Source organism: Streptomyces spinosisporus, from assembly GCF_022698145.1.
Classification (GTDB): domain Bacteria; phylum Actinomycetota; class Actinomycetes; order Streptomycetales; family Streptomycetaceae; genus Streptomyces; species Streptomyces spinosisporus.
Genome location: NZ_JALDAX010000003.1, coordinates 274,100 through 301,088 on the forward strand (window position 1 = coordinate 274,100; position 26,989 = coordinate 301,088).

Annotated in this window: 26 protein-coding genes; 11 read left to right on the forward strand and 15 right to left on the reverse strand. The window is 70.8% G+C overall.

The features are described 5' to 3' along the window. Positions 1-395: 395 nt before the first annotated feature. Positions 396-1,352, reverse strand: coding sequence for a LysR family transcriptional regulator (locus MQN93_RS09420; protein ID WP_372504324.1), 957 nt, complete (start codon positions 1,350-1,352; stop codon positions 396-398). Positions 1,353-1,401: 49 nt separating this feature from the next. Here MQN93_RS09420 and MQN93_RS09425 point away from each other — a divergent pair, with 49 nt between their 5' ends. Further along, complete coding sequence (locus MQN93_RS09425) at positions 1,402-1,791, forward strand: RidA family protein (RefSeq protein ID WP_242709092.1); 390 nt, start codon at positions 1,402-1,404, stop codon at positions 1,789-1,791. Positions 1,792-1,800: 9 nt separating this feature from the next. Here MQN93_RS09425 and MQN93_RS09430 read toward each other — a convergent pair whose 3' ends face one another. Then, the gene (locus MQN93_RS09430) at positions 1,801-2,379 is read right to left on the reverse strand and encodes a TetR/AcrR family transcriptional regulator (protein WP_016435481.1); all 579 of its coding nucleotides are present in this window, start codon (positions 2,377-2,379) and stop codon (positions 1,801-1,803) included. A 159-nt stretch (positions 2,380-2,538) separates the two neighbouring features. On the opposite strand from MQN93_RS09430, the gene MQN93_RS09435 reads away from it, so the two are divergent. After that, positions 2,539-4,998 (forward strand): beta-glucosidase, encoded by a 2,460-nt coding sequence (locus MQN93_RS09435; RefSeq protein ID WP_242709093.1) that lies wholly within the window; start codon positions 2,539-2,541, stop codon positions 4,996-4,998. A gap of 312 nt (positions 4,999-5,310) precedes the next feature. Here MQN93_RS09435 and MQN93_RS09440 read toward each other — a convergent pair whose 3' ends face one another. Continuing rightward, entirely contained in the window at positions 5,311-6,300 is a 990-nt protein-coding gene (locus MQN93_RS09440; RefSeq protein WP_242709094.1) for an aldose epimerase family protein, read from the reverse strand. Between the two features lie 28 nt (positions 6,301-6,328). Next, on the reverse strand, positions 6,329-7,216 hold the full coding sequence (locus MQN93_RS09445; RefSeq protein WP_016435484.1) for an SGNH/GDSL hydrolase family protein: 888 nt from the start codon (positions 7,214-7,216) through the stop codon (positions 6,329-6,331). Between the two features lie 257 nt (positions 7,217-7,473). Here MQN93_RS09445 and MQN93_RS09450 point away from each other — a divergent pair, with 257 nt between their 5' ends. Further along, entirely contained in the window at positions 7,474-7,968 is a 495-nt protein-coding gene (locus tag MQN93_RS09450; protein ID WP_016435485.1) for a DUF3145 domain-containing protein, read from the forward strand. Positions 7,969-8,056: 88 nt separating this feature from the next. Here MQN93_RS09450 and MQN93_RS09455 read toward each other — a convergent pair whose 3' ends face one another. The 5 genes from MQN93_RS09455 to fasR form a co-directional block, all read right to left on the reverse strand. Then, entirely contained in the window at positions 8,057-9,328 is a 1,272-nt protein-coding gene (locus MQN93_RS09455) for a beta-ketoacyl-[acyl-carrier-protein] synthase family protein (protein WP_242709095.1), read from the reverse strand. Between the two features lie 79 nt (positions 9,329-9,407). Then, positions 9,408-9,656 (reverse strand): acyl carrier protein, encoded by a 249-nt coding sequence (locus MQN93_RS09460; RefSeq protein ID WP_015660680.1) that lies wholly within the window; start codon positions 9,654-9,656, stop codon positions 9,408-9,410. 80 nt (positions 9,657-9,736) lie between these two features. Next, the gene (locus tag MQN93_RS09465) at positions 9,737-10,735 is read right to left on the reverse strand and encodes a ketoacyl-ACP synthase III (RefSeq protein WP_242709096.1); all 999 of its coding nucleotides are present in this window, start codon (positions 10,733-10,735) and stop codon (positions 9,737-9,739) included. 23 nt (positions 10,736-10,758) lie between these two features. Next, complete coding sequence (locus MQN93_RS09470) at positions 10,759-11,673, reverse strand: ACP S-malonyltransferase (protein ID WP_242709097.1); 915 nt, start codon at positions 11,671-11,673, stop codon at positions 10,759-10,761. Positions 11,674-11,762: 89 nt separating this feature from the next. Beyond that, entirely contained in the window at positions 11,763-12,968 is a 1,206-nt protein-coding gene (gene fasR / locus MQN93_RS09475; RefSeq protein WP_016435489.1) for a fatty acid biosynthesis transcriptional regulator FasR, read from the reverse strand. Positions 12,969-13,060: 92 nt separating this feature from the next. Here fasR and MQN93_RS09480 point away from each other — a divergent pair, with 92 nt between their 5' ends. Next, positions 13,061-13,720 carry a pirin family protein gene (locus MQN93_RS09480; RefSeq protein WP_242709098.1) on the forward strand — a complete coding sequence of 220 codons (660 nt, stop codon included), beginning with the start codon at positions 13,061-13,063 and terminating at the stop codon, positions 13,718-13,720. Here MQN93_RS09480 and MQN93_RS09485 read toward each other — a convergent pair. Then, a complete protein-coding gene (locus MQN93_RS09485) occupies positions 13,717-14,535 on the reverse strand; it encodes a serine hydrolase domain-containing protein (protein ID WP_242709099.1) in 819 nt (272 codons plus the stop codon). The genes MQN93_RS09480 and MQN93_RS09485 overlap by 4 nt on opposite strands. A gap of 109 nt (positions 14,536-14,644) precedes the next feature. Between MQN93_RS09485 and MQN93_RS09490 the strand changes: the two genes are divergently transcribed. Continuing rightward, on the forward strand, positions 14,645-15,115 hold the full coding sequence (locus MQN93_RS09490; RefSeq protein WP_037782493.1) for a MerR family transcriptional regulator: 471 nt from the start codon (positions 14,645-14,647) through the stop codon (positions 15,113-15,115). Beyond that, positions 15,112-16,128, forward strand: a complete 1,017-nt coding sequence (locus tag MQN93_RS09495; protein ID WP_242709100.1) for an aldo/keto reductase — start codon at positions 15,112-15,114, stop codon at positions 16,126-16,128. Before MQN93_RS09490 ends, MQN93_RS09495 begins: the two co-directional genes overlap by 4 nt. Before the next feature lies 1 nt (position 16,129). Here the strand turns inward: MQN93_RS09495 and MQN93_RS09500 are convergent, their stop codons facing one another. From MQN93_RS09500 to MQN93_RS09510, 3 genes are all read right to left on the reverse strand, one after another. Next, positions 16,130-16,990, reverse strand: coding sequence for a DUF4429 domain-containing protein (locus tag MQN93_RS09500; RefSeq protein ID WP_016435494.1), 861 nt, complete (start codon positions 16,988-16,990; stop codon positions 16,130-16,132). Between the two features lie 57 nt (positions 16,991-17,047). Continuing rightward, a complete protein-coding gene (locus MQN93_RS09505; RefSeq protein ID WP_242709101.1) occupies positions 17,048-18,265 on the reverse strand; it encodes an alpha/beta hydrolase in 1,218 nt (405 codons plus the stop codon). 79 nt (positions 18,266-18,344) lie between these two features. Further along, on the reverse strand, positions 18,345-18,971 hold the full coding sequence (locus MQN93_RS09510; protein WP_016435496.1) for a TetR family transcriptional regulator: 627 nt from the start codon (positions 18,969-18,971) through the stop codon (positions 18,345-18,347). Positions 18,972-19,037: 66 nt separating this feature from the next. Between MQN93_RS09510 and MQN93_RS09515 the strand changes: the two genes are divergently transcribed. Next, positions 19,038-20,657 (forward strand): MFS transporter, encoded by a 1,620-nt coding sequence (locus tag MQN93_RS09515; RefSeq protein WP_242709102.1) that lies wholly within the window; start codon positions 19,038-19,040, stop codon positions 20,655-20,657. Between the two features lie 302 nt (positions 20,658-20,959). Beyond that, complete coding sequence (locus MQN93_RS09520) at positions 20,960-21,268, forward strand: hypothetical protein (protein ID WP_037782496.1); 309 nt, start codon at positions 20,960-20,962, stop codon at positions 21,266-21,268. Between the two features lie 64 nt (positions 21,269-21,332). Here MQN93_RS09520 and MQN93_RS09525 read toward each other — a convergent pair whose 3' ends face one another. After that, entirely contained in the window at positions 21,333-22,079 is a 747-nt protein-coding gene (locus tag MQN93_RS09525; RefSeq protein ID WP_242709103.1) for a potassium channel family protein, read from the reverse strand. Positions 22,080-22,149: 70 nt separating this feature from the next. After that, a complete protein-coding gene (gene aceE, locus MQN93_RS09530) occupies positions 22,150-24,897 on the reverse strand; it encodes a pyruvate dehydrogenase (acetyl-transferring), homodimeric type (protein WP_242709104.1) in 2,748 nt (915 codons plus the stop codon). 371 nt (positions 24,898-25,268) lie between these two features. Here aceE and MQN93_RS09535 point away from each other — a divergent pair, with 371 nt between their 5' ends. From MQN93_RS09535 to MQN93_RS09545, 3 genes are all read left to right on the forward strand, one after another. After that, a complete protein-coding gene (locus MQN93_RS09535; RefSeq protein WP_016435501.1) occupies positions 25,269-25,700 on the forward strand; it encodes a DUF3052 domain-containing protein in 432 nt (143 codons plus the stop codon). 111 nt (positions 25,701-25,811) lie between these two features. Then, positions 25,812-26,270 carry a peroxiredoxin gene (locus MQN93_RS09540; protein ID WP_016435502.1) on the forward strand — a complete coding sequence of 153 codons (459 nt, stop codon included), beginning with the start codon at positions 25,812-25,814 and terminating at the stop codon, positions 26,268-26,270. Positions 26,271-26,383: 113 nt separating this feature from the next. Further along, positions 26,384-26,959, forward strand: a complete 576-nt coding sequence (locus MQN93_RS09545) for a calcium homeostasis/redox stress adaptation protein (protein WP_016435503.1) — start codon at positions 26,384-26,386, stop codon at positions 26,957-26,959. The last annotated feature ends 30 nt before the right edge of the window (positions 26,960-26,989 follow it).

The window sequence follows — 26,989 nt, forward strand, 5'->3', positions numbered from 1 at the left end:
CGCTTCGCGGAGGGTGTCCGCGAAGGCCTGTGCTGCCGGAGCGAGGGAGCGTGCCCGCGCGAGGGCCGCGTAGACCGCCCGTGCCGGGGCCCTCTCGTCGAGGACCGGCAGCAGGGTGACGTCCGGGCGTACGGGCTTCGTCGCCGTGGCGGGGAGCGTGGTGCGGGCGATCGGCGGTGTCGTGTGCGGGAAGTGGTTTACGCCGTGGGGCGGTTGAGCCTGCGGGAATTCTGGGCGCTGCCTCGCCCAGTGCTGCCACGATGGCCTGTGCTGCCGGGGCGGGTGAGCGTCCCCGTGCGAGGGCGGCGTAGACGGCTCGTGTCGGGGCACCCTTGTCGAGCATCGTGGTGGGGAGCGTGGTGCGACGGGCGGCAGTATCGCGTTCGGGAAGTGAATTACGCCGTGGGGTCGTTGAGGCCTGTGGGGATTCTGCCCACCGCCTCGCGCAGCGCCGTCACGAAGGACTGTGCTGCCGGGGCGGGGGAGCGGTCCCGGGGCAGGGCCGCGTAGATCGCTCGTGCCGGGGCGGTCTCGTCTAGGACTGGTAGCAGGGTGACGTCCGGGCGGATGGACTCGGCGGCCAGTGCGGGGACCAGGGTGACGCCCAGGCCGGCGGCGACGTAGCCCTGTTTGGCCGTCCACTCGCCGACGACGTGGGCGATGCGCGGGCGGAAGCCCTGGCGCAGGGCCGCGTCCAGGAGGGTGCCCTCGGGCCGGGGGCTGCCGGAGATCCAGTCGGCGTCGGCCAGCAGGCCCAGGCGCACCGGGCCCTCGTGTTCGGCCAGGGGGTGGCCTGCGGGGACGGCGACGTACAGCGACTCGTCCAGCAGGTGGTGGAGTTCGTACGCGTCCAGGGGCGCGCCGCCGGTCGTCGAGACGACCGCCAGATCGAGATGCCCCGCGGCCAGCCGGTCCAGCAGCCGGGGCGTGAAGCCCTCCTCGCGGGAGAGCCGGACCCGCGGGTGGCGGGCGCGGAACGCGGCGAGGGCGTGCGGCACCAGCGCCGCGTCGGCGGTGGCGAACGCCCCGAACCGCAGCCGCCCGCCCGCCACTTCACGCACTTCCTCGAGTTGACGGGCGGCACCGTGCAGCGCCTCGACGACCGTCTCCGCGTACGGCACGAGGACGCGTCCGGCCTCGGTGAGCCGTACCCCGCGCGGCAACCGGTCGAAGAGCGGCCCGCCGCCCAGCGCCGCCTCCAGCGCGGCGACCTGCCGCGACACCGCGGACTGCGTCCAGCCGAGCGTGCGCGCCGCCCCGGTGAACGAACCGTGCCGGGCGACCTGAAGGAACGCCCGCAGCCACACGGTGGACAGATCCGGCTCGCGATGCTGATTCGGCATGGCAGCCATGCTAGACATTCGCTTGTGGCATCGCGCCACCTCCGCCTAGCGTCGCCGTATGAAGGTCACTCTGGACAGTCCGCCCGCCGCACCCCAGCCGGCGAGCCCGTACTACTCCCAGGTCGCCCGCGTCGAACACGCCGACGGCAGCGCCCTGTTGTTCGTCTCCGGCCAGATCGCCGAGGGCGACACCCTCGCCGAGCAGACGCGAGGCATCTTCGAGGGGTTGACCGCCCTGCTCGCCGCGCACGGCGCGACCCTGACCGACGTCATCAACATCCGTACGTATCTGACCGACATCGGCGAACTGCAGGAATACGGCGCCGTACGACGGGAGTTCCTCACCGGAACGCCCCCGACCAGCATGACCTTCGAGGCCTCGCGGCTCTTCCGTCCCGAGGCACGGATCGAGGTCGAGGTCGTGGCGGCGGTGCCCGCAGGCCGCTGACGGACCCGCTCAGTCCCCCTCGCCCAGCAGCGCGAGGAAGTCGCGGAACGCGCCCGGCATGTCCACCGACTCCGGGTCCAGCAGCCACTGGTACTGCAGGCCGTCCATCACCGCGACGAGAAGGGGGGCGGCGCGCTCCGGCGTGAGGCCGCTGGGCAGCCGCTCCCCGTACTCGGCGCGCAGCACACCCGCCATGTTCTCGCGCACCTTGCGGTAGCGGTCGGTGAAGTACTCCCGCGCCGGGTGCCCCTCCGTGACGCTCTCGCCCAGCAGCGCCGAGAAGGTCTGGATGATGCCGGGCCGCATCGCGTTGTACTCGACCAGCGCGGCCAGCAGATCCACCCGCCACTGCGTGGCCGGCACCGCGTCCCACTGGTCGCGCTCCTTGAGCACGGCGACCAGCAGCGCCTCCTTCGTCGGGAAGTAGTGCAGCAGCCCCTGCTGGGTGAGCCCGACACGCTCCGCGACCGCGGCGAGGCTCGCGCCCCGGTAACCGCGCTCCGCGATCACCTCCAGCGCCGCCCGGACGATCTCCGCGCGCCGTTCCGCGCTTCTGACCCTGGCGTTCATGGCGTCACCGTACGGCATCCCCGTTCACCCAATATTACGGAACCATCACGAAACCTACCGCGTTACAGGTAACGGGAGCACGATGTGTCCCAGGACGACAGCAGACGACAGCGACGACGGCAAAGACAGCAACGAGAGCAACGACAGCACGACAGGACTCGACGAGGAGGCATCCCGATGGCGGGAAACCCTGGCACCTCTCCGGACGACCGGGCCCGGGCCGACCAGGCCCGTGAGGCCGCCGTCGAGGCGGCCCTCGGCAAGCTGGACCTGGACGCGAAGACCCGGCTGCTGGCCGGCCAGGACACCTGGTCCCTGCCCGCCCTGCCGGAGATCGGCCTGAAGTCCCTCGTCATGTCCGACGGCCCGATCGGGGTCCGCGGCGTGCGCTGGACCGCCGACGACCCCTCCGTCGCCCTGCCGTCCCCGACCGCGCTCGCCGCCACCTGGGACCCCGAACTGGCCCGCCGCGCAGGCACGTTGCTCGCGCAGGAGGCCCGCCGCAAGGGCGTGCACGTCCTGCTCGCCCCGACCGTCAACCTCCACCGCTCCCCGCTCGGCGGCCGCCACTTCGAGGCGTACAGCGAGGACCCGTATCTGACGGGCGTCATCGGCGCGGGCTATGTGAACGGCGTACAGGCGGGCGGAGTCGGTACCACCGTCAAGCACTTCGTCGCCAACGACGCCGAGACCGACCGCTTCACGGTGAACAACGTGATCAGCGAACGCGCCCTGCGCGAGCTCTACCTGGCCCCCTTCGAGACCATCGTCGAGAACGCCCACCCCTGGGGCATCATGACCGCCTACAACACGGTCAACGGCACGACGATGACCGAACACCGCCACCTGGTGAACGACATCCTGCGCGGCGAATGGGGCTTCGACGGCTACAACGTCTCCGACTGGACCGCCGCCCGCTCCACGGTCGGCGCCATCGAGGGCGGCCTCGACGTCGCCATGCCCGGCCCGCGCACCGTCTACGGCGCGCCCCTCGCCCAGGCGGTGCGCGAGGGCAGGGTCGAGGAGGCCACCGTCGACGAGGCCGTGCGCAACGTCCTGCGGCTCGCCGCCCGCGTCGGCGCCCTGGAGAGCGCCGAACCGGTCGTCACCGAACTGCCCGCGCCCGTCGACGGCAGCGCGCTGGCCCGCGAGATCGCCCGCCGCGCCTTCGTCCTCGTCAAGAACGACCGCGGTGCGCTGCCGCTCAGGCCGGGCACCGTCGCCCTCATCGGCGCCGCCGCCCGCGACGCCCGCGTCCTCGGCGGCGGCTCCGCCACCGTCTTCCCCGCCCACGTGGTCTCCCCGCTCGACGGCCTCACCGCGGCCCTTCCCGAGGGCACGCTCCGCTACGCCGTGGGCGCCGACCCCGCCACCGAACTCGCCGTCGCCGGCAAGGGGTTCACGCTCCGGGCGATCTGCCGCGACAGCGACGGGAACGTCATCGGCACGGCCTCCGCCCCGAACGGCCAGATCCAGTGGATGGGCACCGACCTGCCCGAGGGCGTCACGCACGACCGGCTGCACTCCGTCGAGCTGACCGGCACCTTCACCCCGCGCGACACCGGCCCGCACACCTTCGGCATCAAGGGCGCCGGCCGCTTCACCCTCACCGTCGCGGGCACGACGTACTACGACGAGGTCCAGCACCCCGCCGAGGGCGGCGACCGCTTCGAGGCCTTCTTCGGCACCCCGGTGCCCCGCGCCCAGGCCGAACTCACCGCGGGCGAACAGGTCGAGGTCTCCCTCACCCTGGTCGTCGACCTGCCCGAGGACATGCCGTACAAGGTCGTCGCCTTCGCCCTGTGCCACCAGGAGCCGCAGCGCGACGCCGACGAGCTGATCGCCGAGGCCGTCGAGGCCGCGCGCGCCGCCGACACGGCCGTCGTCGTGGTCGCCACCACCGAGCGCGTCGAGTCCGAGGGCTTCGACCGCAAGGACCTCGCCCTGCCCGGCCGCCAGGACGACCTGGTCCGCGCGGTCGCCGCCGCCAACCCGAACACCGTCGTGGTCGTCAACTCCGGCTCCCCGGTGGAGCTGCCGTGGCGCGCCGACGTGGCCGCCGTGCTGCTGAGCTGGTTCCCCGGCCAGGAGGGCGGCGCGGCCCTCGCGGACGTCCTCACCGGCGCCCAGGAGCCGGGCGGCCGGCTGCCCACCACCTGGGGCCCGCTGTCCGACGCCCCGGTCACCCAGGTGGTCCCGGACCACGGCGAACTGCACTACACCGAGGACCTCTTCATCGGCTACCGCGCCTGGGAGAAGGCAGGACGCACCCCCTCGTACCCCTTCGGCCACGGCCTCGGCTACACCGAGTGGACGTACGAGTCCGTCGAGGTCGACGGCACCACCGCCAAGGTCCGCGTCCGCAACAGCGGCGAGCGCCCGGGCCGGGAGGTCGTCCAGGTCTATCTGGCCCCCACCGAGCCGGACGCCGACCGCCCCGCACGCCGGCTGGCCGGCTTCGCGGGCGTCGAGGCCGGGCCGGGCGAGACGGCCGAGGCGGTCGTGCGGCTGCCGCGCCGCGCGTTCGAGGTCTGGGACGAGGCGACCGCGGCCTGGTCATTTGTGAAGGGTTCGTACGAGATCCAGGTCGGGCGCTCGATCACCGACCGCAGGATCACGGCGACGATTAACGTCTGATCCGGGACAAGTCTTCCCACGAACAGCCCCGGTCCGGGACCTGACCCCTGGGCCGGGGCTCGTGGCGTCCGGGGGTGGCCCGCCGGGGGTTCGCCGTGGGCTGGGGCCTGCCCCACCGGGGCTCGTCGCGGTCCGGGACCTGGCCTCCGGGGCCGAGGCTCGTGGGCCGGGGCTCACCGTGCTTCGGTGCTCACCCTCGTCGGTGCTCACCCTGCCGGGTTCGCCGTCGTCCGGGGCTCACCCCGTCCGGCGCCCACCGCCGCTTCCCTGCCCGCGCCTGCGCCCGCCCCGCACCCCGCCCCCGTCGCCCCCTCACCGGGTCGCGAAGCCGTACACCGTCCGTGACCGGTACACCTCGCCCGGCCGCAGCACCGTGCTCGGGAAGCCGGGCCGGTTCGGGGAGTCGGGGAAGTGCTGGGTCTCCAGCGCGATGCCGTCGCCGGGCGCGAACGGCTCGCCGAGATGGTCCGCCGTGTAGAGCTGGATGCCGGGCTCGGTCGTCGCCACCGTCACCACCCGCCCGGACGTGGGATCGTGCAGCTCGGCCACGTCGCGGGCGGCCTCGGTCACCCCGCCGTCCAGCACGAAGTTGTGGTCGTATCCGCCACCGACCTTGCGCGCCCGGCGGAAGTCGAAGCGCGTGTCCGTCACCTCGGCCAGTTCGCCGGTCGGGATCAGGTCCTCGTCGACCGGGGTGAACCGGGAGGCGGCGAGCCGCAGTTCATGGCCGCCCGCGTTGCCCGAGCCGCCGAGGTTGAAGTAGCTGTGGTTCGTCAGGTTCACCACGGTCGGCGCGTCCGTCACCGCCTCGTACGCGATCGCGAGCGAGCCGTCCGCCTCCAGCCGGTAGGTCGCGGTGACCTCCAGACGGCCGGGGAAGCCCTCCTCGCCGTGCGGGGAGACCCGGCTCAGCCGCAGCCCGTACGTCCCGTCCGCCCCCTCGTCGAGGGGTGTCACGTCCCAGACCCGCTTGTCGAACCCGCGGCCGCCGCCGTGCAGGGAGTTGGGGCCGCTGTTCTGCGCGAGCGCGTACGTCACGCCGTCCAGCGGGAAGCGGCCGCCCGCGATGCGGTTGGCGTACCGGCCGACCAGGGCGCCGAAGTACGGGTCCGGGTGCGTCAGATAGCCGTCCAGGTCGGCGAACCCCAGCACCACGTTCCCGGCGCGCCCGTCTCTGTCCGGGATCTCCAGCGACTGCACGATCCCGCCGTACGACAGGATCCGAACCCGTACGCCCGCACGCTCCAGGGTCCAGCGGTGGACCGGGGTGCCGTCGGAAAGTGTGCCGAAGAGTTCGTTCATGTTCGGAACTTTAGGTCACGCTTCCGGATCACGTCTTCTCGGCGGTGACCTTCCGGTAGGCGATCTCGGCCAGCCGCGCCTGTCCGTCGACACTGGGATGGAACCAGTCCCACTTGCTCAACTGGTCCGTGCCGAAGCGGTAGTCGTAGACCGCGCCGTCGTCGAAGCGGCAGCGGCGGTCCTTCGCGCAGACCTCCTTCAGCACCTTGTTGTACGCCTCCACCCGCTTCTGCACCGTGTCCCTGCGCAGCGTCGCCGCCGAGTCCAGCGCGTCCGCGTCCCCCAGCATCGACGGGCAGATCCCGAGCTTCCACACCTGCTTGCCCAGCGGGTTGGTGCGGCCCTCGGACCACAGCCGCTTCAGGTTCGGCACGCTCGCCACATACACCTGCGTCTTCGGCAGGGACTGGCGCACCGTGCTCAGCGCGTCCTCGAAATCGGCGCGAAAGCTCTCCACCGAGGTCATCGCCGAGGTGCTGGCCCGGCAGGCGTCGTTCGCCCCCGCCATCACCGTCACCAGCTGGGGCCGGCGGGTCACCGCCTGCGCCATCTGGCCGGGCAGGTCCGCCATCCGGGCGCCCGTCACCGCGTAGTTCCAGCTGTGCGCGGCGGCCCCCGTCCTGCCCAGCAGCCGTACGGCGAGGCTGTCGACGTCGGAGCTGGTGCCGGTCGCCCAGGAGACCTCGGGACAGTCCGACAGGACCGTACAGGCGTCGAAGCCGCGGGTGATGGAGTCGCCGACCGCCGCGATCGAGCGCGGGCTGACATCCCAGGTGGGTGTGGGCTTCACGCTGCGTGCCGTGGGGCTCGTCGGACCGGAGGAGTCGCCACCCACCGCGTCGCAACCGGCGACGCCGAGGACGGTCACCGCCACGGCGGCCAGAACGGTCCGTGAGCGGTGGCTTGGCTTCCGCATGCGCCGGCGATCCCCTCGTCTGTCGTACGGACGTGTCCCCCCATAACAACGTGCGAGAGTTCCCGATCCAGGCGCGACTGCAACGGTTCACACCCGTACAGGCGTCCTGCCGGGTGAATGGCGGACGTTTCAGCGCATCGGGACGGACGGTACGTCACACTCCTTGCGCCGCCGCACGGTAGCCTCGCCCTCAACGTGGCTGCCCTGCCGCCCGTACGCCAGTTCGCCAGATTGTCCAGCTCTGCCCGGAGGTCCCGGTGACGACACGTGGAGTTCTGTACGTGCACTCCGCTCCGCGCGCGCTGTGCCCGCACGTCGAGTGGGCCGTCGCCGGAGTGCTCGGCACGCGCGTCAACCTCGACTGGATCCGGCAGCCCGCCGCGCCCGGCACCTGGCGCTCGGAGTTCTCCTGGCAGGGCGAGGCGGGCACGGCGTCCAAGCTGGCCTCCGCGCTGCGCGGCTGGCATCTGCTGCGCTTCGAGGTCACCGCGGAGCCCTGCCCCACCGCGGAGGGCGAGCGCTACAGCTGCACCCCCGACCTCGGCATCTTCCACGCCGTCACCGGCATCCACGGCGACATCCTGATCCCCGAGGACCGGCTGCGCGCCGCGCTGACCCGGGCCCAGCAGGGCGAGACGGACCTGGAGGCGGAGATCGCCAAGCTCCTGGGCAAGCCCTGGGACGACGAGTTGGAGCCGTTCAGATACGCGGGCGAGGGAGCACCGGTGCGCTGGCTGCACCAAGTGGTCTGACGGCACGGACAGGTTCGCCGCACCACCACTGACATGGGAAGGGCCCCCACCGCCGGGTGGGGGCCCTTCAGTAGCCTACGAGCGCTGCTCAGACCGTACGGAACGCCAGCACGACGTTGTGCCCGCCGAACCCGAACGAGTCGTTCAGCGCGGCGATACGGCCCTCGATCGGCAGCTTGCGGGCCTCGCCACGGACGATGTCCGCGGCGGCCTCGGCCTCCGGGTCGAGGTTCTCGACGTTGATGGTCGGCGGAGCGAGACGGTGGTACAGCGCGAGGATCGTCGCGACGGACTCGACGCCGCCCGCGCCGCCCAGCAGATGCCCGGTCATGGACTTGGTCGCGGAGACCGCCATGTGGCCCGCGTCGTCGCCGAACACCTTGCGCAGCGCCTTCAGTTCGGCCACGTCACCGGCGGGCGTCGAGGTGGCGTGCGCGTTGACGTGCACGATCTCGGCCGGGTCCAGGTCGGTGCGCTCCATCAGGTTCTGCAGCGCGTGCGAGATGCCCCGGCCCTCGGGCTCGGGCTGCACGATGTCGTGGGCGTCGGCGGAGATGCCCTGGCCGACGGCCTCGGCGTACACCCGGGCACCGCGCTTGGCGGCGTGCTCGGCGGACTCCAGGACGATCACACCGGCGCCCTCGCCGAGGACGAAGCCGTCCCGGTCGACGTCGTAGGGGCGCGAGGCACCCTCGGGGTTCTCGTTGTTCTTGGACATCGCCATCATGTTGCCGAACGCGGCGATGGGCAGCGGGTGGATCGCCGCCTCCGTGCCGCCCGCGACGACGACGTCGGCGCGACCGGTGCGGATCATCTCGATGCCGTAGCCGATGGCCTCGGCGCCCGAGGCGCACGCGGAGACCGGCGTGTGCACGCCCGCACGGGCGCCCACCAGCAGGCCCACGTTGGCCGAGGGGCCGTTCGGCATCAGCATGGGGACGGTGTGCGGGGAGACGCGGCGGACGCCCTTCTCCTTGAGCACGTCGTACTGGTCGAGCAGGGTCGTCACCCCGCCGATGCCGGAGGCGATGACGGCACCGAGCCGGTCCGGGTCGATCTTCTCGTCGTCGCCGGCCTTGTCGGTGAAACCGGCGTCCGCCCACGCCTCCTTGGCCGCGATCAGCGCGAACTGCGCCGAGCGGTCCAGTCGGCGGGCCTGCGGCCGCGGAATGACCTCGGAAGGCTCCACGGCCACGGGCGCGGCGATACGGACCGCCTGCTCGGCGGCCCACTCCTGGTCGAGAAGCTTGACGCCGGACTTGCCGGCGACCAGACCCTCCCAGGTGGACGCTGCGTCGCCACCCAGCGGTGTGGTTGCGCCGATACCGGTGACGACCACGGTGCGATTGGTCGGGCTCACGGGAATTCTTTCTCCAACGGATCGGGATTCAACGGCGCCACCGCCGGGTGGCGGGGCAATACAGCCGGAGCGGGAAGGCTCAGGCCTGGTGCTTGAGGATGTAGTCGGTCGCGTCGCCGACCGTCTTGAGGTTCTTGACGTCCTCGTCCGGGATCTTGACGTCGAAGCGCTCTTCGGCGGCGACGACGACCTCGACCATGGACAGCGAGTCGACGTCCAGGTCGTCGGTGAAGGACTTGTCCAGCTGGACGTCCTCAACCGGGATGCCGGCGATCTCGTTCACGATGTCGGCGAGACCGGCGACGATCTCTTCCTGAGTGGCGGCCATGTCAGGCGCTCCTTCTTTGTGATCCAGAGGGTTGGCGGTGCTTCCCGCACCGGATCCGTTGCTGATCCGGCACGGAGTGCCTAGGGGAGGGTAACGACCGTCGCGGCGTACACGAGACCCGCCCCGAAGCCGATGACGAGCGCGGTGTCGCCGCTCTTCGCCTCACCGGTCGCCAGGAGCCGCTCCATCGCGAGCGGAATCGAGGCGGCCGAGGTGTTGCCGGTGGTGCGCACGTCACGCGCCACCGTGACGTGCTCCGGCAGTTTCAGCGTCTTCACCATCGAGTCGATGATCCGCTCGTTGGCCTGGTGGGGAATGAAGACGTCCAGGTCGTTCGGGGTGATCCCGGCCGCGTCCAGCGCCTGCTGGGCGACCTTCGCCATCTCGAACACGGCCCAGCGGAACACCGCCTGGCCCTCCTGCGTGATCGCAGGGAACTTACCCGTGGTGCTGTCGTACTCGGTCCACGGCACGGTCTGCTTGATGGTCTCGGACTTGTCGCCCTCGGAGCCCCAGATCGTCGGGCCGATGTGCGGCTCCTTCGCCGGGCCCACCACGACGGCGCCCGCGCCGTCGCCGAACAGGAAGGCCGTCGCCCGGTCCTCCAGGTCGGTGAGGTCGGAAAGCCGCTCGACGCCGATGACGAGGACGTACTGCGCGGAACCCTCGATGATCATGCCCTTGGCGAGGGTGAGGCCGTAGCCGAAACCGGCGCAGCCCGCCGAGATGTCGAACGCGGCGGCCTTGTCCGTGCCCAGCTTGTCCGCGATCTCCGTGGCGATGGCCGGGGTCTGCTTGAAGTGCGAGACGGTCGAGACGATCACGCCGCCGATCTGCTCGGCGGAGATCCCGGCGTCGGCGATCGCCTTGCCGGAGGCCTCGATGGACATCGCGGCCACGGTCTCCTCGTCCGAGGCCCAGTGCCGGGTCTGGATGCCGGAGCGCGAACGGATCCACTCGTCGGAGGAGTCGATCTTCTCGAGGATCACCTCGTTCGGCACGACCCGGGTCGGACGGTAGCCGCCCACGCCGAGGATGCGCGCGTACGGGGCGCCCTTGCTGGGCTTGATCTTCGACATGTTCGTACGGCTCCTTCTAAGCGTCAGGCAGCGTGCTCGGCGATGAGTGCGCGGGCCGCGTCGAGGTCGTCGGGGGTCTTGAGCGCCAGGGTCTGCACACCCGGCAGCGCGCGCTTGGCGAGGCCGACCAGCGTGCCGCCGGGGGAGACCTCGATCAGCGCGGTCGCGCCGAGCTCCTTGAAGGTCTCCATGCACAGGTCCCAGCGGACCGGGTTGGCGACCTGTCCGACCAGGCGCTCGACGATCTCGGCACCGGTGGCGACGGACCGGCCGTCCTTGTTGGAGACGTAGGTGACCTGCGGGTCGGCGGGCACGAGCGCCTTGGCGGCCTCGGCCAGCTTGTCGACCGCGGGGGCCATGTGGCGGGTGTGGAAGGCGCCGGCGACCTTGAGCGGGACGACCTTGCGGACGCCCTCGGGCTTGTCCTCGTTCAGCGCGGCGAGCTGCTCCAGTGTGCCCGCGGCGACGATCTGGCCCGCGCCGTTGACGTTCGCCGGGGTCAGGCCCAGCTTCTCCAGGTGCGCGACGGAGACCTCGGGGTCGCCGCCGAGCAGCGCCGACATCCCGGTCTCGGTGATGGCGGCGGCCTCGGCCATGGCCAGACCCCGCCTGCGTACGAGGGTCAGCGCGGCCGTGTCGTCGAGGACACCGGCGAAGGAGGCCGCGGTGATCTCACCGACGCTGTGGCCGGCGACGGCGCCCGGCGTGACGGCACCGAGTGCCGCGGCGGACAGGATGCCGGCGGCGACCAGCAGCGGCTGGGCCACCGCGGTGTCCCGGATCTCCTCCGCGTCGGCCTTGGTGCCGTAGTGGGCGAGGTCGAGGCCGATGGCGTCCGACCAGGCGGAGACGCGGTCGGTGGCACCGGGCAGTTCGAGCCAGGGGGTCAGGAAGCCGGGCGTCTGGGCGCCCTGGCCGGGAGCGACGAGTACGAGCACTCTCACACTCTCTCTTGGGGACGGCCGTGGCCGCCCGTGGGGACAGGGACGAAGAACACGAGGGGGTTTTGTATGCCCCCGACAAAAGCCTAGGCCGGAAGATCACCCTCGGCCAGACGCCCCAGGATCAGCGCGATCCGCAGCGTGAAGGCGGATCGTACATCGGAGGGTGACCAGCCGGTGACGTCAGTCACACGTCGGAGCCGGTAGCGCACGGTGTTGGGGTGAACGAAGAGCATCCGGGCGGCGCCCTCGAGACTGCTCGCCTGTTCCAGAAAGACGGAGAGCGTCTCCAGAAGAGCCGACCCGGCCTCCTCCAGCGGTCTGTAGATCTCCTCCACCAGCTGTTCGCGCGCGCTCGGGTCACCGGCGATGGCGCGCTCCGGCAGCAGATCGTCCGCGAGCACCGGCCGCGGAGCGTCCTGCCAGGCGAAACACGCCTTGAGGCCGGCGGCCGCGGCCTGTGCGGAGCGGGTCGCGGTGAGCAGATCCGCCACCACGGGCCCGGCCACCACGGGCCCCGCCGCGTACGGCCCGATCAGCGACTTGGCCACGGCGAGCGGGTTGTCGCTGCCGCCGGCGATGACCACCAGCCGGTCGCCGAGCACCCCGGTGAGCACCTGGAGCTTGGCGTGCCGGGCGGCCCGCCGGATCGCCTCGACGGTCAGCTCGGAGTCGCCGTCGGGGGCGGTCCCCAGCACCACGCAGACATGCTCGGGCGCGTTCCAGCCCAGGGCCGCGGCCCTGCTGACCGCGCCCTCGTCGGCCTCCCCGCTCAGCACGGCGTTGACGACGAGGGACTCCAGGCGGGCGTCCCAGGCACCGCGTGCCTCGGCGGCCTGGGCGTAGACCTGGGCGGTGGCGAAGGCGATCTCGCGGGCGTAGACGAGCAGGGCCTCGCGCAGCACGCTCTCGTCGCCCGGGGCGGCCACCTCGTCGATGGCGCTCTCCATGACCTCGATGGTGGTGCGCACCATCTCCACGGTCTGGCGCAGGGTGATCGCCCGGGTCAGCTCGCGCGGAGCCGTCCCGAACACGTCCGTCGAGATGGCCTGGGGCGCGTCGGGGTGCCGGAACCACTCGGTGAAGGCGGCGATACCGGCCTGGGCGACAAGACCGATCCAGGAACGGTTCTCCGGCGGCATCGCCCGGTACCACGGCAGCGTCTCGTCCATGCGCGCGATCGCCTGCGCGGCGAGCGAGCCGGACGACTTCTCCAGTCGCTTCAGGGTGCGCGCGTGCGGGTGCGCGGGGGCAGCAACGGCTTCGGGCTTGCTCGTTTCGGGTTCGGGCACGGGACAAGACTGCCTTATCCGGACGGGAGTGCGCGTCGCCGGGTCGGCGGCGGGCGCTCCGGCGGGGTTCGCGCGCCGCTACGGTGGGGTGCGTGATGGACGTACGGCGCGCAGCTGAGCGCTATCCGGGGGGTGACCCGGCAGCCGGTATCGAGTCGTGGCACGCCTTCTCCTTCGGCCCGCACTACGACCCCGACAACCTCCGCTTCGGCGCGGTCATCGCCTGCAACGAGGAACGGCTCCTGCCCGGCGCCGGCTTCGACGAACACCCGCACAGCCACACCGAGATCGTGACCTGGGTGGTCGAGGGCGAACTGACGCACCGTGACTCCGGCGGCCACCGCACCACGGTGCGCCCCGGCGACGTACAGCGCCTGAGCTCCGCGGCGGGCGTACGGCACGTGGAGCGCAACGACGGCGACGGGCTGCTGGTCTTCGTGCAGATGTGGCTGGCCCCCCTCGAACCGGGCGGCGACCCCGCGTACGAGATCGTCCACGGCATCGCGGACTCCACGCCGTACGCGGTCCCGGAGGCGGGCGCCATGCTCCATGTACGGCGGCTGCGCGCGGGGGAGCGGACGGCGATCCCGGACGGCGCGTACGTCTACGTCCACGTCGTCCGCGGCGACGTCCGCCTCGACGGCGAGCACCTCACCGCGGGCGACGCGGCCCGCATCACGGACGCGAAGCAACTGGAGACGGAGGCCGTTACGGAGGCGGAGCTGCTGATGTGGGAGATGACGGCGAACTAGCCGATCTCTGCGAGCACCGCATCCGTGAACGCCGGCCACACCTCGACCGCCCACGGTCCGAAGTCCCGATCCGTCAAAGCGCTGCAAGCGACCCCCGCGTCGGGATCGACCCACAGGAACGTGCCCGACTGACCGAAGTGGCCGAAGGTGCGCGGGGACGAGGAACTCCCCGTCCAGTGCGGCGACTTGGAGTCGCGGATCTCGAAGCCGAGGCCCCAGTCGTTGGGGCTCTGGTGGCCGTAGCCCGGCAGGACGCCCTTGGTGCCCGGGTACTGCACCGTCATCGCCTCGGCGACCGTGCGCGGGTCGAGCAGCCGCGGCGCCTGCAGCTCGGCCGCGAACCGCAGCAGGTCCGCCACCGTCGAGACGCCGTCCTTCGCCGGGGAGCCCTCCAGCGAGGTCCCCGTCATCCCGAGCGGATCCAGCACCGCCTGCCGCAGATACTCCCCGAACGGGATCTCCGTGGCCTTCGCGATGTGGTCGCCGAGCTGCTCGAAACCGGCGTTGGAGTACAGCCGGCGCTCACCGGGCGGGGCCGTCACCCGGTGCTCGTCGAAGGCCAGCCCCGAGGTGTGGGCGAGCAGATGGCGCACCGTCGCGCCGGGCGGCCCGGCGGGCTCGTCGAGCTCGATCGCCCCCTCCTCGTACGCGACGAGGGCGGCGTACGCCGCGAGCGGCTTGGTGACCGAGGCCAGCGGGAAGCGCCGGTCGACGGCGCCGTGGGTGCCGAGTACCGTACCGTCGGCCCGCACCACACCCGCCGCGGCAGCGGGAACCGGCCAGTTGTCGATCAACGCAAGGCTCTGCAAGGACATGCCGACGAGCCTAGGCGTTCACGGCCCCGGCTCCGGCAACGGGTCCCATGCCGGATTATTACCCGTTCCGCTTGCTTGGAGTGCACTCGAAGGTCATAGCGTTGAGGGCATGACGGTGATGGAGACCACGCCCACCAGGACCGACGCCTGTGGCGCCCCGCCCCACCCGCACCGGCGCCCCGAAGGGCAGGACGCCTACACGATCAGCGAGGTCGTCGCCTTCACCGGGCTGACCGCGCACACCCTGCGCTGGTACGAGCGGATCGGGCTGATGCCGCACGTCGACCGCTCGCACACCGGTCAGCGCCGCTACAGCAACCGCGACCTCGACTGGCTCGACCTGGTCGGCAAGCTCCGGCTCACCGGAATGCCGGTCGCCGACATGGTGCGCTACGCGGAGCTGGTGCGCGAGGGCGACCACACCTTCGGCGAGCGCTTCGAGCTGCTGGAGGCGACCCGCCGGGACGTCCTGACCCGGATCGCGGAGCTCCAGGACACCCTCGCGGTGCTCGACCGGAAGATCAGTTTCTATGCGGACGCCGAACGCGCCCGCGCCTACGAGGCAGAGAAGGTTCGATGACGGACAGCACGATCCAGACCGCACGGCTCGGCGCGTCGGGCCCCGAGGTCGGCGTACAGGGCCTGGGCTGCATGGGCATGAGCTTCGCCTACGGCCCGGTCGACGCGAAGGCGTCCCGCCAGACCCTGGAGCGCGCGCTGGAGCTGGGCGTCACGCTGTACGACACGGCGGACGCCTACGGCCAGGGCGAGAACGAGAAGTTCCTCTCGCCGTTCTTCACGGCCAACCGGGACAACCTGGTCATCGCGACCAAGTTCGCCCTGTCGATCCCGCCGGACGAGCCCACCCGCCGGGTCATCCGCAATGACGCGCCCTACATCCGCCAGGCCGTCGAGGCCAGCCTCAGGCGCCTGGACGTCGATGTGATCGACCTCTACTACATGCACCGGCGCGATGTGAACGTGCCGATCGAGGAGACCGTCGCCACCATGGCGGAGCTGGTGCGCGAGGGCAAGGTCAAGCAGCTGGGCCTGAGCGAGGTCACCGCGGAGGAGCTGAGGGCGGCCCACGCCGTGCACCCCATCGCGGCCGTGCAGTCGGAGTGGTCCCTGTTCAGCCGGGACATCGAGGCGAACGTGGTGCCGGCCGCCCGGGAGCTGGGCGTGACGCTGGTGCCGTACTCCCCGCTCGGCCGCGGCTTCCTCACCGGCTCCTTCACCAACGCCGACACGGAGCTGTCCTCCGACGACTTCCGTCGCCAGCAGCCCCGCTTCACCGGCGAGAACGCGGCCGCGAACGCCGCCCTGCTGGAGCCGATCCGCGCGGTCGCCGAGGCCCACGACGCCTCGCCGGGCCAGATCGCCCTGGCCTGGGTCCAGCAGCGGTCGGCCGTGCACGGTCTGCCGGTGATCCCGATCCCCGGCACCCGCAAGCCGAGCCGCGTCGAGGAGAACGTGGCGGCGACCCGCATCGTCCTGACCGACGACGAGCTGGCCCTGCTGGAGCCGATCGCCGGGAAGGTCGCGGGCGAGCGGTACGCGGACATGGCGTTCACGTCGGCCGGCCGGGAGTGATCTAGAGCTCTGCCAGCAGTTCGGCCTTCTTCACCGAGAACTCCTCGTCCGTCACCAGCCCTGCCTGGTGCAGCTCGCCCAGGTGACGGATGCGCTCGGCGATGTCGGCGGGGTCGCGACGCGGGGCCGCGGCGGGGACGACCGCTGCGGCCCCGTTCTGCCGTACGGCCGCGAGCACGGCGGCCGCGAACGGCAGGGACTCGTGCACGGGCCCGTACCCGAGGCCGAACACCACGGACGCCGGATCCTGGTCGGGCTGCGCGGGCGCCGCGGACCCGTCGCGCCGCACCAGCCGCAGATGGCCCTCGAAGACCTCGGGGGAGCGCCACTCGACCCCGCTGAGCTCGGCCACCGGGAAGCTCTGGTCGCCGGCCTTCCACTTCGCCGACGACGCTCCCGTCCAGAACCAGCGGAAGTTCACCGTCTTGCCGTCGAAGGACGCCTTCGCGTCGTACGCCTTGAACTGCCGCGGCGCCTCGGGCGCGTCGACCAGATACCGCTCGGCGGGCTCCCCGTCGTCCTTCAGCTGGGCCCGCAGCTCGTCGGCGTAGTACTCGGCGAGGGTCTCGCGCTCGGCGGGCAGCACCAGCCGGTACGGGTCGCACCCCTCCTTCAGCTGGCCCGCGGCCGCCTCCAGGAGCGGGTCGGCGCCGGGACGCAGTTCGGCGCGCAGCACCACCGTGCCGCGTCGGCCGGGGGTCAGCGTCACCCCGGAGATCGCCTCGTTCGGAACACGCCGCTCACCCAGTGCCTGGAACAGCTTGGGTGTTCGAATCCCCCGTTCGTAACGGATGAGCACGGAGTCGGACTCGAACTCCCAGGCAGCATGAAATCCGGCCAGTACGTCACCCATGCGGCTCATCGTATGCGGGTCCTGCTCTTTCGTCGCCACCCTGCGCAGACCGCAGTTTCTGCGCCTCTACGCGCGTCCGTCGGCGGTCGCGCCGGACAAACCCGCGTGACACGCTCCGTCGTCCCGCGCGCAGTGCACCGAGCGGTACGCGCCAACTCCGATGTCTGCGAAGTTCCGCAGACTCTCCGTGCCGGGCTCGAAATACCCGGCGTGTCCCTTGGCTCCCTGCGCCGACAGCACCCGCGCCCCGAAGGACGCGGACACCGGATCGGCCCCGTGACCCAGCCCGCCGACCTCCATGTACGGCACGTCCTGGATCCAGTCCGTGGCGTCCCGCATCGCCCACACCTGGGCCGAGGTGCGCAGGTGCGAGGCGTTCTCCGCCCGCATGCCCGGGCTGGCGGCCACCGCGATGTCGGCCACCCGGCGCGGCATCTCGTGCGCGGCCACCCCGCACACCACGGAGCCGTAGCTGTGGCAGAACAGCGACACCGGTGCACGGCCGGGCAGGCTGCGCACCAGCGCGTTCAGCCGCACCGCACCGTCCTCCGCGCGCATCGCCGTCGCCGACTCGATGCCGAGCCCGGCGGGCGCGGTGTAGTCGGCCCAGGCGATGACGGCCGTACGCGTCGCCGGGCTCGCCGCCTGCTCGGCGTCGTAGAGCGACTTGGCCATGCCGACCGGCGCCGTGTACTGCCGGTTGGTCTTCTGGAAGGTCAGCAGGTCGGTGTCCACACCCGGCACGACGACCGAGACGCGCTCGGCCCGGTCGAGGTCCCCGAACACCTCCGCGACCCGCCCCGACCCCGCGGGGTCGAAGGCGAGGATGTGCCGGCCCTCGTCCATCAGCGCCTCGATGCGGTGCATCCGGCGGCCGGCCTGGTGCTGCCCGGAGGGCGAGAGACGGACGTCGTGCATGCGCTTGTGCTCGACCTTGCGCTGTTCGGCTAGGGCGAGCCGGTTGGCGCGGTAGCGCAGCGAGACGGGGGCGCCGTTCATGTTGCCGACCGCCAGGGAGTAGCGGTGCGCGAGGTGCGCGCGCTCCTGGGCGGTGAGTGAGGCGAAGAAGCGGGCCAGACGGGTGGGGGACGCGTCGGGGTCCGGCAGGTGGTGTCCGTGGATGCGGCCGTGCTGCCAGGAGGAGATCGAGGCCTGCAGCGGTGTCTCCGCGCGATGGCTGCGCAGCGCGGTCCAGCCCGTGGTGGCGAGCATGACGAACACGACGGCCAGGGCGAGCAGTGCGCGGCCGACGTTCAGTTGCGGGGAGGTGTCGAAGGAAGTCACTGGGAGGACACACTAGGAGAACGAGAGGGTCTCGCGTGAGCCGAGTGACAGGGATCACGTTTCGATAAACCTCCGATGGTCAGGATGACCTCCAGTTCTGTGTGAGCGCGGGCCCCACTTGTTCGAGATACGCGATCGTCAGCCCGCGCATGGCGTCCAGGCTGAGGTCCCCGTCCGTGCCCCACCGCCGCTCCGTCACCCGCATCACCCCGCCGAACACCGCCACGGCCAGCCGCGGCCGCGGGTCCGCGTCCACGTCGACGCCCTCGCGATCGGCGAGCACGCGCGCGAGGGTGTCCTCGATCTCCTCGTTGCGCCGCAGGTGGGCGGCGAGCAGGACCGGCGTCGACTCGATCACCCGGTACATCCGCAGGTACAGCTCGACCGGTACGACGGCCTCGATGACCTCGCCCAGCGTGTCCCAGCCCTCCAGCACCGCCTGCCGCAGCGCCTCCATCGGCGCCTCGGCGGCCGGCCGCTCGCGCACCGCCTCCACGAACCGCGCCGCCGCCAGCTCCTGCAGTGCGAGCGCGGCCTCCTCCTTGCCGGCGAAGTAGCGGAAGAAGGTGCGCTGCGAGACGTCGACGGCATCGGCGATCTCGTCGACCGTCGTCCGCTCGTAGCCGCGCGTGGTGAACAGTTCGACGGCGGCCCGCAGCAGCGCGTCCCTGGTGCGCTGCTTCTTGCGTTCGCGGAGTGTTTCCATAGGCGTCAGTTACTGACTTGTGAATTGGTTTGTCAATTGTCAGACGCTGTCATTAGCCTCGAACGCATGACTAGTCAGACCACCATCGAATCGACGGGGTCGGGGGACAAGGCACCAGCAGCCCCGTCGAGCGTGCCGCCCGCCTCCGGGCTGCGCGGACACCCTTGGTTCACGCTCATAACCGTCGCCGTAGGGGTCATGATGGTGGCCCTCGACGGCACCATCGTGGCCATCGCCAACCCGGCCATCCAGAAGGACCTCAAGGCGAGCTTCGCCGACGTCCAGTGGATCACCAACGGCTACTTCCTCGCCCTCGCGGTCTCCCTGATCACCGCGGGCAAGCTCGGCGACCGCTTCGGTCACCGCCAGACCTTCCTGATCGGCGTCACCGGCTTCGCCGCCGCCTCGGGCGCCATCGGCCTGTCCAGCAGCATCGCCGCGGTCGTCACCTTCCGCGTCTTCCAGGGCCTGTTCGGCGCCCTGCTGATGCCGGCCGCGCTCGGCCTGCTGCGCGCGACCTTCCCGGCCGAGAAGCTGAACATGGCGATCGGCATCTGGGGCATGGTCATCGGCGCCTCCACCGCGGGCGGCCCGATCCTCGGCGGCGTGCTCGTCGAGCACGTCAACTGGCAGTCGGTGTTCTTCATCAACGTGCCGGTCGGCGTCATCGCCCTCGTCCTCGGCCTGCTGATCCTGCGCGACCACCGCGCCGAGAACGCCCCGCGCTCCTTCGACCTGCTCGGCATCTCGCTGCTGTCCGCCGCGATGTTCTGCCTGGTCTGGGCCCTGATCAAGGCACCGGCCTGGGGCTGGGGCGACGGCAAGACCTGGGCGTTCATCGGCGCCTCGGTCGTCGGCTTCGCCCTCTTCTCCTTCTGGGAGACGAAGGTCGCCGAACCGCTGATCCCGCTCGGCCTGTTCCGCTCCATCCCGCTGTCCGCGGGCGTCGTCCTGATGGTCCTGATGGCCATCGCCTTCCTCGGCGGCCTGTTCTTCGTGACGTTCTATCTGCAGAACGTGCACGGGATGAGCCCGATCGACGCCGGCCTGCACCTGCTTCCGCTCACCGGCATGATGATTGTCGGCTCCCCGCTCGCGGGCGTGATGATCACCAAGCTGGGCCCGCGCATCCCGCTGGCGGGCGGCATGGCGGCCACCGCGGTCGCGATGTACGGCATGTCGACGCTGGAGGTGGACACGAGCAGCGGCCTGATGTCGGTCTGGTTCGCCCTGCTCGGCCTCGGTCTCGCGCCGGTCATGGTCGGCGCCACGGAGGTCATCGTGGGCAACGCGCCCATGGAGCTCTCCGGTGTCGCCGGTGGTCTGCAGCAGGCCGCGATGCAGATCGGCGGCAGCCTCGGTACGGCGGTGCTGGGCGCCGTCATGGCCTCCAAGGTCGACGGCGATCTCGCGGGCAACTGGAAGGACGCCGGACTCCCGCCGCTCACCCCGGCCCAGCTGGGCCAGGCCTCCGAGGCGGTCCAGGTCGGCGTGGCGCCGGTCGCCAAGGGCACCCCGGAGCCGATCGCCGCGAAGATCGCGGACGTCGCCCACGACACGTTCATCTCCGGCATGAGCTTCGCCTCGCTGGTCGCCTGCGGTGTCGCGGTCGTGGCGGTCTTCGTCGCCCTGCTCACCAAGCGGGGCGCGAACGCGGAGGCGGGTGCGGGCGCGGCCCACATCTGACACGGCGAAGGACGAGCGCGAAAGGCACGGTGCCTTCGCACATAACTCGGCGGATTTCAAACCGACTTCGCCTATCAGGGTGAAGAGGCTAAAGATCCGCGCTTCCGGTGCGCGCCGCAGGTCACAGTGGTCAAGCCCCCCGTACGGCATGTTCCTCGGGCAAGTTCGTACGGCTCACGGGGTGACCGGTGCTGCGGCGCGCTGCCGGAGGGGGACAGCGCGCCGACGGCCCGGGGGTTAGCGGCCGGATCGGGGGTACCCGCTCTTCGAGCCCCGAACAGACCCCGGGGTTCAGGGAGTTGATGATGGCGGGCTTCGGACAGGGAACGCGCAGGCACCCCCGCTCGCGTGGCCGGACGTGGTCACGGTCCGGGCCGGATCGCGCAACGCTCGGAATCATCGGAGTCATCTGCGCAGTCGCGGGATTCTTCGTGCTGGGGATCATCCTCGGCCCCGTGGCGATCGTGTGCGGCTGGCTCGCAATGGGCCGCACCTGGTCCCGCTCGGGACCCGTACCGGCTCTGGTCGCGCTCGTGCTGGGCGCCATCGACACGCTCCTCGCGATCATCTGGCTCGCGGGAGCGGCAGCCCCGGGCAGCGGTTTGCTCTGACCCGGGTGCGTGAGGGAAGGGCCCCCGGCGGGACGACCGGGGGCCCGCTCTCATGTCTCGACTCTCATGTCTCGACCTTCTCGACGGGCGCCCCGCGCAGCTCGGCCACCTCGGCCCGCAGTGCCCGTACCTCCTCGGTGAGCGCCTCGATGGCCTCCGTCTGCCGGCGCTCCTCCACGTCGTCCTTCTCGAACCGCGCGAGGAACCACGCGGCGATGTTCGCGGTCACCACACCGAGCAGGGCGATCCCGGAGAGCATCAGCCCGACGGCGATCATCCGGCCGAGCCCGGTCGTCGGGGCGTGATCGCCGTAGCCCACGGTCGTCATCGTGGTGAACGACCACCACAGCGCGTCACCCAGCGTGCGGATGTTCCCCTCGGGCGCGTCCCGCTCCACCGACAGGACGGCCAGCGAGCCGAACATCAGCAGCCCGACGACGGCCCCGGCGACATACGTCGTCAGCCGGATCTGATCGGCCATCCGCGCCCGCCGCCCCACCAGCAGCAGCGTCGCGACCAGGCGCAGCAGCCGCAGTGGCTGCAGGATCGGCACCACCACCGCGAGCAGGTCCAGCCAGTGCCGGCGAACGAACTCCTTGCGCCGGTCGGAGAGGGCCAGCCGGGCCACGTAGTCCGCGGCGAAGGCGCCCCACACCACCCACTCGACCACCGTGCACACCGCGGTCAGCGAGTGCCCCACCGAGTCGTCCACGATCGGCACGGCGTACGCGACGGCGAACAGCAGGGCGAGCGCCAGCAGAGGCCGCTGGGTCAGGTGTTCCCAGCGTGCTTGCGCCGTTTGTTGCTCCATGCCCGCATCGTAAGGAAAACGTGAAGGGCGACGGACCCGCGGGTCCATCGCCCTCCGGAAGGGGCCTTGCCTACGCGTCGCCCCCGGCAGCCCCGGGGTCCGCCGCCGACACGTCGAGGAGCTGGTAGCGGTCGATCGCCTGCTTGAGCACCGAGCGGTCGACCTTGCCCTCCCTGGCCAGCTCGGTCAGCACCGCCACCACGATCGACTGCGCGTCGATGTGGAAGAAGCGCCGGGCCGCACCCCGGGTGTCCGCGAAGCCGAACCCGTCGGCGCCCAGCGACTGGTACGTCCCCGGCACCCACCGCGCGATCTGGTCCGGCACCGACCGCATCCAGTCGGAGACGGCCACCACCGGGCCCTCGGCGCCGCTCAGCTTCCGCGTCACGTACGGCACCCGCTGCTCCTCCTCAGGGTGCAGCAGGTTGTGCCGCTCGACCTCCACGGCCTCGCGCCGCAGCTCGTTCCAGGAGGTAGCCGACCAGACGTCCGCCTTGACGTTCCAGTCCTCGGCGAGGATCCTCTGCGCCTCGACCGCCCATGGCACGGCCACGCCCGAGGCGATGACCTGCGCCGGAATCGAGCCCGAGGTGCCCTCGCTCAGCCGGTGCAGGCCCTTGACGATGCCCTCGGCATCCACGTCCGCCGGCTCGGCCGGGTGCTGGATGGGCTCGTTGTAGACGGTGAGATAGAAGAAGACGTCCTCGCCGTGCGGGTGCTCCTCGGAGGCGCCGTACATCCGGCGCAGACCGTCCTGCACGATGTACGCGATCTCGTAGGAGTACGCCGGGTCGTAGGCGACGCAGGCCGGGTTGGTCGAGGCGAGCAGCTGGGAGTGGCCGTCCGCGTGCTGCAGACCCTCACCGGTCAGCGTCGTACGTCCGGCGGTCGCACCCAGCACGAATCCGCGCGCGAGCTGGTCGGACATCTGCCAGAACTGGTCGCCGGTGCGCTGGAATCCGAACATCGAGTAGAAGACGTAGACCGGGATCAGCGGCTCGCCGTGCGTCGCGTAGGCCGAGCCCGCCGCGATCAGCGAGGCCGTGCAGCCCGCCTCCGAGATGCCGTCGTGCAGCATCTGACCGGTCGGCGACTCCTTGTAGGCGAGCAGCAGCTCGCGGTCCACCGACTCGTACTGCTGGCCGAGCGGGTTGTAGATCTTCGCGCTCGGGAAGAACGAGTCCATGCCGAAGGTGCGGTACTCGTCCGGCGCGATCAGCACGAACCGCTTGCCGAACTCCTTGTCCCGCATGAGGTCCTTCAGCAGCCGTACGAACGCCATGGTCGTGGCGATCGACTGCTGACCGGAACCCTTCTTCACGGTCGCGTACGCCTTGTCGTCCGGCAGGTCGAGCGGCTTGGAGCGCACCACGCGCGTGGGGACGTAGCCGCCGCAGCCCTTGCGGCGGTCGTGCATGTACTGGATCTCCTCGGAGTTCCGCCCCGGGTGGTAGTACGGCGGGGCGCCGCTCTCCAGCTCCTTGTCGGCGATCGGCAGGTGCAGCCGGTCGCGGAAGCGCTTGAGGTCGTCGACCGTCAGCTTCTTCATCTGGTGCGTGGCGTTGCGGCCCTCGAAGTTCGGGCCCAGCGTCCAGCCCTTGATCGTCTTGGCCAGGATCACCGTCGGCTGGCCCTTGTGCGCCTTGGCCGCCGAGAACGCCGCGAAGATCTTCCGGTGGTCGTGACCGCCGCGCCCCAGGTGCAGGATCTGGTCGTCGGTCATGTTCTCGACCATGGCGCGCAGCCGCTGGTCGTCGCCGAAGAAGTGCTCGCGGATGTACGCGCCGGACTCGGTGGCGTACGTCTGGAACTGGCCGTCCGGCGTGGTGTTCATCTTGTTGACCAGCAGGCCGTCTCGGTCCTGGGCGAGCAGCGGGTCCCAGGAGCGGTCCCAGATCAGCTTGATGACGTTCCAGCCGGCGCCGCGGAAGACCGACTCCAGCTCCTGGATGATCTTGCCGTTGCCGCGCACCGGGCCGTCCAGGCGCTGCAGGTTGCAGTTGACGACGAAGGTCAGGTTGTCCAGGCCCTCACGGGCGGCGATGGACAGCTGGCCGAGCGACTCCGGCTCGTCCATCTCGCCGTCGCCGAGGAAGGCCCACACGTGCGACTTGGAGGTGTCGGCGATCCCGCGCGCGTGCATGTAGCGGTTCATCCGCGCCTGGTAGATGGCGCCGATGGGGCCGAGGCCCATGGAGACCGTCGGGAACTCCCAGAAGTCCGGCATGGAGCGCGGGTGCGGATAGCTGGACAGGCCGTTCGGGCTCTTGGACTTCTCCTGGCGGAAGCCGTCGAGCTGCTCGGCGCTGAGCCGGTCGAGCAGATAGGCGCGGGCGTAGATACCGGGGGAGGCGTGCCCCTGGAAGAAGACCTGGTCGCCGCCGTCGCCCTCGTCCTTGCCGCGGAAGAAGTGGTTGAAGCCCACGTCGTACAGCGACGCGGAGGAGGCGAAGGTGGCGATGTGCCCGCCGACGCCGATGCCGGGGCGCTGGGCGCGCGAGACCATCACCGCCGCGTTCCAGCGGGTCGCGTTCAGGACCTTGCGCTCGATCTCCTCGTTGCCCGGGAAGAACGGCTCGTCCTTGGTCGCGATCGTGTTCACATAGTCCGTGCTGCGCATCTCCGGCACGGCCACGCGCTTCTCACGGGCCCGCTCGATGAGCCGCAGCATCAGATAACGGGCTCGCTCACGGCCGCGCTGATCGACGGCGGCGTCCAGGGAGTCGAGCCACTCCTGGGTCTCCTCGGGATCGAAGTCAGGAACCTGACTCGGAAGGCCGCCAATGATGATCGGGTTGCGATCTGATCCGGAAGCCACGCTGTTCCTTACCTGTCAGAGGGCTGCATTCAGGTGTAATTCGGTGTGCCTGCACCGTTCCCCATCGTGTACCTCGGTGAAGCAAACGTCATCTCTACTGTGAGGTAACCGGGTCCCGCTTCGGCCTCATCGGGTTCCCAAAGCCGCAAAGGGGGCAGAAGGGTGTGGTGCACCTCACCTGTGGCACGGTGAGTGTGCCTGGAGTTGCGGTGACACGGCCGGGAACGTCACCGTTTCGGCGGTCTGAACGGCCGGGTACTTGCGCGATCCGTCCCGCCCGTGTGGACTACGGCCAATGCTTCGCGCACGCGCGTGGCTGAAGTCCCCCCGAGGGGGGACCCCCATTCCAAGACATGATCAGGAGGCAACCCGTGAGCGCGACCGCGGACCACGCGGAGACGAGCCCTGCCGTGAGGCTGGGGTTCCAGCCCGAGCAGGTGGTCCAGGAGATCGGCTACGACGACGACGTAGACCAGGAACTCCGCGAGTCCATCGAGGAAGTCATCGGCAGCGATCTCGTGGACGAGGACTACGACGACGTCGCCGATGCCGTGGTGCTCTGGTTCCGCGACGACGACGGCGACCTGACGGATGCGCTGGTGGACGCCACCACGTACATCGAAGAAGGTGGCTCCATCCTGCTCCTCACGCCGAAGACCGGCCGTGAGGGCTACGTGGAGCCGAGCGACATCTCCGAAGCCGCGACGACGGCGGGACTGTCCGCCTCCAAGAGCGTCAGCGTGGGCAAGGACTGGAGCGGCAGCCGGCTCGTGACGCCGAAGGCGGCCAAGTCCAAGAGGTGACCTCGCCGGACGGGCCGGGACGTCGTGCCCGGCCCGTCCGCAGCTCCCCGGTGATCGCTGCGTAGGGTGGTCGCACCACCCGAACAGCCCCACCGAAAGGGACATACTGCGATGTCGATCCAGGTCGGCGAGAAGGCCCCCGACTTCGAGCTCAAGGACAACCACGGCGCCACCGTGAAGCTCTCCGACTTCCGTGGCGCGAAGAACGTGGTCCTGCTCTTCTACCCGTTCGCCTTCACCGGCGTGTGCACCGGTGAGCTGTGCGAGGTGCGCGACAACCTGCCGAAGTTCGCCGACCGCGACACCCAGGTGCTCGCCGTCTCCAACGACTCCATCCACACCCTGCGCGTCTTCGCCGAGCAGGAGGGCCTGGAGTACCCGCTGCTGAGCGACTTCTGGCCGCACGGCGAGGTCTCCCGCGCCTACGGCGTCTTCGCCGAGGACAAGGGCTGCGCGGTGCGCGGCACCTTCGTCATCGACAAGGAGGGCGTGGTGCGCTGGACCGTCGTCAACGCCCTGCCCGACGCCCGCGACCTCAACGAGTACGTCACGGCGCTCGACACCCTGTGATTCTTCGGTGCCAAGGCCTGCGTGGTGCGGGAACCCCTCACTAGGATCGACTCGTTGATCCGATGTCAAACGCACGCCGGGGCACCCCGCCCCTGGACACCAATGGAGGACTCGTGGGAGTCAGCCTCAGCAAGGGCGGCAACGTATCGCTGACCAAGGAGGCCCCGGGCCTGACCGCGGTCATCGTCGGTCTGGGGTGGGACGTCCGCACCACGACCGGCACCGACTTCGACCTGGACGCCAGCGCACTGCTGCTGAACTCCTCGGGCAAGGTCGGCAGCGACGCGAACTTCGTCTTCTTCAACAACCTCAAGAGCCCGGACGGCTCGGTCGAGCACACCGGTGACAACATCACCGGTGAGGGCGAGGGCGACGACGAGCAGATCAAGATCAACCTCGCCGCCGTCCCGGCCGACGTCGAGAAGATCGTGTTCCCGGTCTCGATCTACGACGCGGAGAACCGCCAGCAGTCGTTCGGCCAGGTCCGCAACGCGTTCATCCGCGTCGTGAACCAGGCGGGCGAGGCGGAGATCGCGCGCTACGACCTCTCCGAGGACGCCTCGACGGAGACGGCGATGGTCTTCGGCGAGCTGTACCGCCACGGCGCGGAGTGGAAGTTCCGCGCCATCGGCCAGGGCTACGCCTCGGGCCTGCGCGGCATCGCGCAGGACTTCGGTGTGAACGTCTGAGCCCGGACGCTCACGTCACAGGCTCGTACC

What these genes read in the sequence shown, in the direction of transcription:
- MQN93_RS09490 (WP_037782493.1), top strand. Translation starts at nt 14,645, where the DNA reads ATGACGGTGATGGAGACCACGCCCACCAGGACCGACGCCTGTGGCGCC.
- MQN93_RS09495 (WP_242709100.1), top strand. Translation starts at nt 15,112, where the DNA reads ATGACGGACAGCACGATCCAGACCGCACGGCTCGGCGCGTCGGGCCCC.
- MQN93_RS09485 (WP_242709099.1), bottom strand. Translation starts at nt 14,535, where the DNA reads ATGTCCTTGCAGAGCCTTGCGTTGATCGACAACTGGCCGGTTCCCGCT.
- MQN93_RS09430 (WP_016435481.1), bottom strand. Translation starts at nt 2,379, where the DNA reads ATGCCGTACGGTGACGCCATGAACGCCAGGGTCAGAAGCGCGGAACGG.
- MQN93_RS09435 (WP_242709093.1), top strand. Translation starts at nt 2,539, where the DNA reads ATGGCGGGAAACCCTGGCACCTCTCCGGACGACCGGGCCCGGGCCGAC.
- MQN93_RS09460 (WP_015660680.1), bottom strand. Translation starts at nt 9,656, where the DNA reads ATGGCCGCCACTCAGGAAGAGATCGTCGCCGGTCTCGCCGACATCGTG.
- MQN93_RS09540 (WP_016435502.1), top strand. Translation starts at nt 25,812, where the DNA reads ATGTCGATCCAGGTCGGCGAGAAGGCCCCCGACTTCGAGCTCAAGGAC.
- MQN93_RS09425 (WP_242709092.1), top strand. Translation starts at nt 1,402, where the DNA reads ATGAAGGTCACTCTGGACAGTCCGCCCGCCGCACCCCAGCCGGCGAGC.
- MQN93_RS09445 (WP_016435484.1), bottom strand. Translation starts at nt 7,216, where the DNA reads ATGCGGAAGCCAAGCCACCGCTCACGGACCGTTCTGGCCGCCGTGGCG.
- MQN93_RS09500 (WP_016435494.1), bottom strand. Translation starts at nt 16,990, where the DNA reads ATGAGCCGCATGGGTGACGTACTGGCCGGATTTCATGCTGCCTGGGAG.
- MQN93_RS09510 (WP_016435496.1), bottom strand. Translation starts at nt 18,971, where the DNA reads ATGGAAACACTCCGCGAACGCAAGAAGCAGCGCACCAGGGACGCGCTG.
- MQN93_RS09525 (WP_242709103.1), bottom strand. Translation starts at nt 22,079, where the DNA reads ATGGAGCAACAAACGGCGCAAGCACGCTGGGAACACCTGACCCAGCGG.
- MQN93_RS09515 (WP_242709102.1), top strand. Translation starts at nt 19,038, where the DNA reads ATGACTAGTCAGACCACCATCGAATCGACGGGGTCGGGGGACAAGGCA.
- MQN93_RS09440 (WP_242709094.1), bottom strand. Translation starts at nt 6,300, where the DNA reads ATGAACGAACTCTTCGGCACACTTTCCGACGGCACCCCGGTCCACCGC.
- MQN93_RS09420 (WP_372504324.1), bottom strand. Translation starts at nt 1,352, where the DNA reads ATGGCTGCCATGCCGAATCAGCATCGCGAGCCGGATCTGTCCACCGTG.
- MQN93_RS09520 (WP_037782496.1), top strand. Translation starts at nt 20,960, where the DNA reads ATGATGGCGGGCTTCGGACAGGGAACGCGCAGGCACCCCCGCTCGCGT.
- MQN93_RS09465 (WP_242709096.1), bottom strand. Translation starts at nt 10,735, where the DNA reads ATGTCGAAGATCAAGCCCAGCAAGGGCGCCCCGTACGCGCGCATCCTC.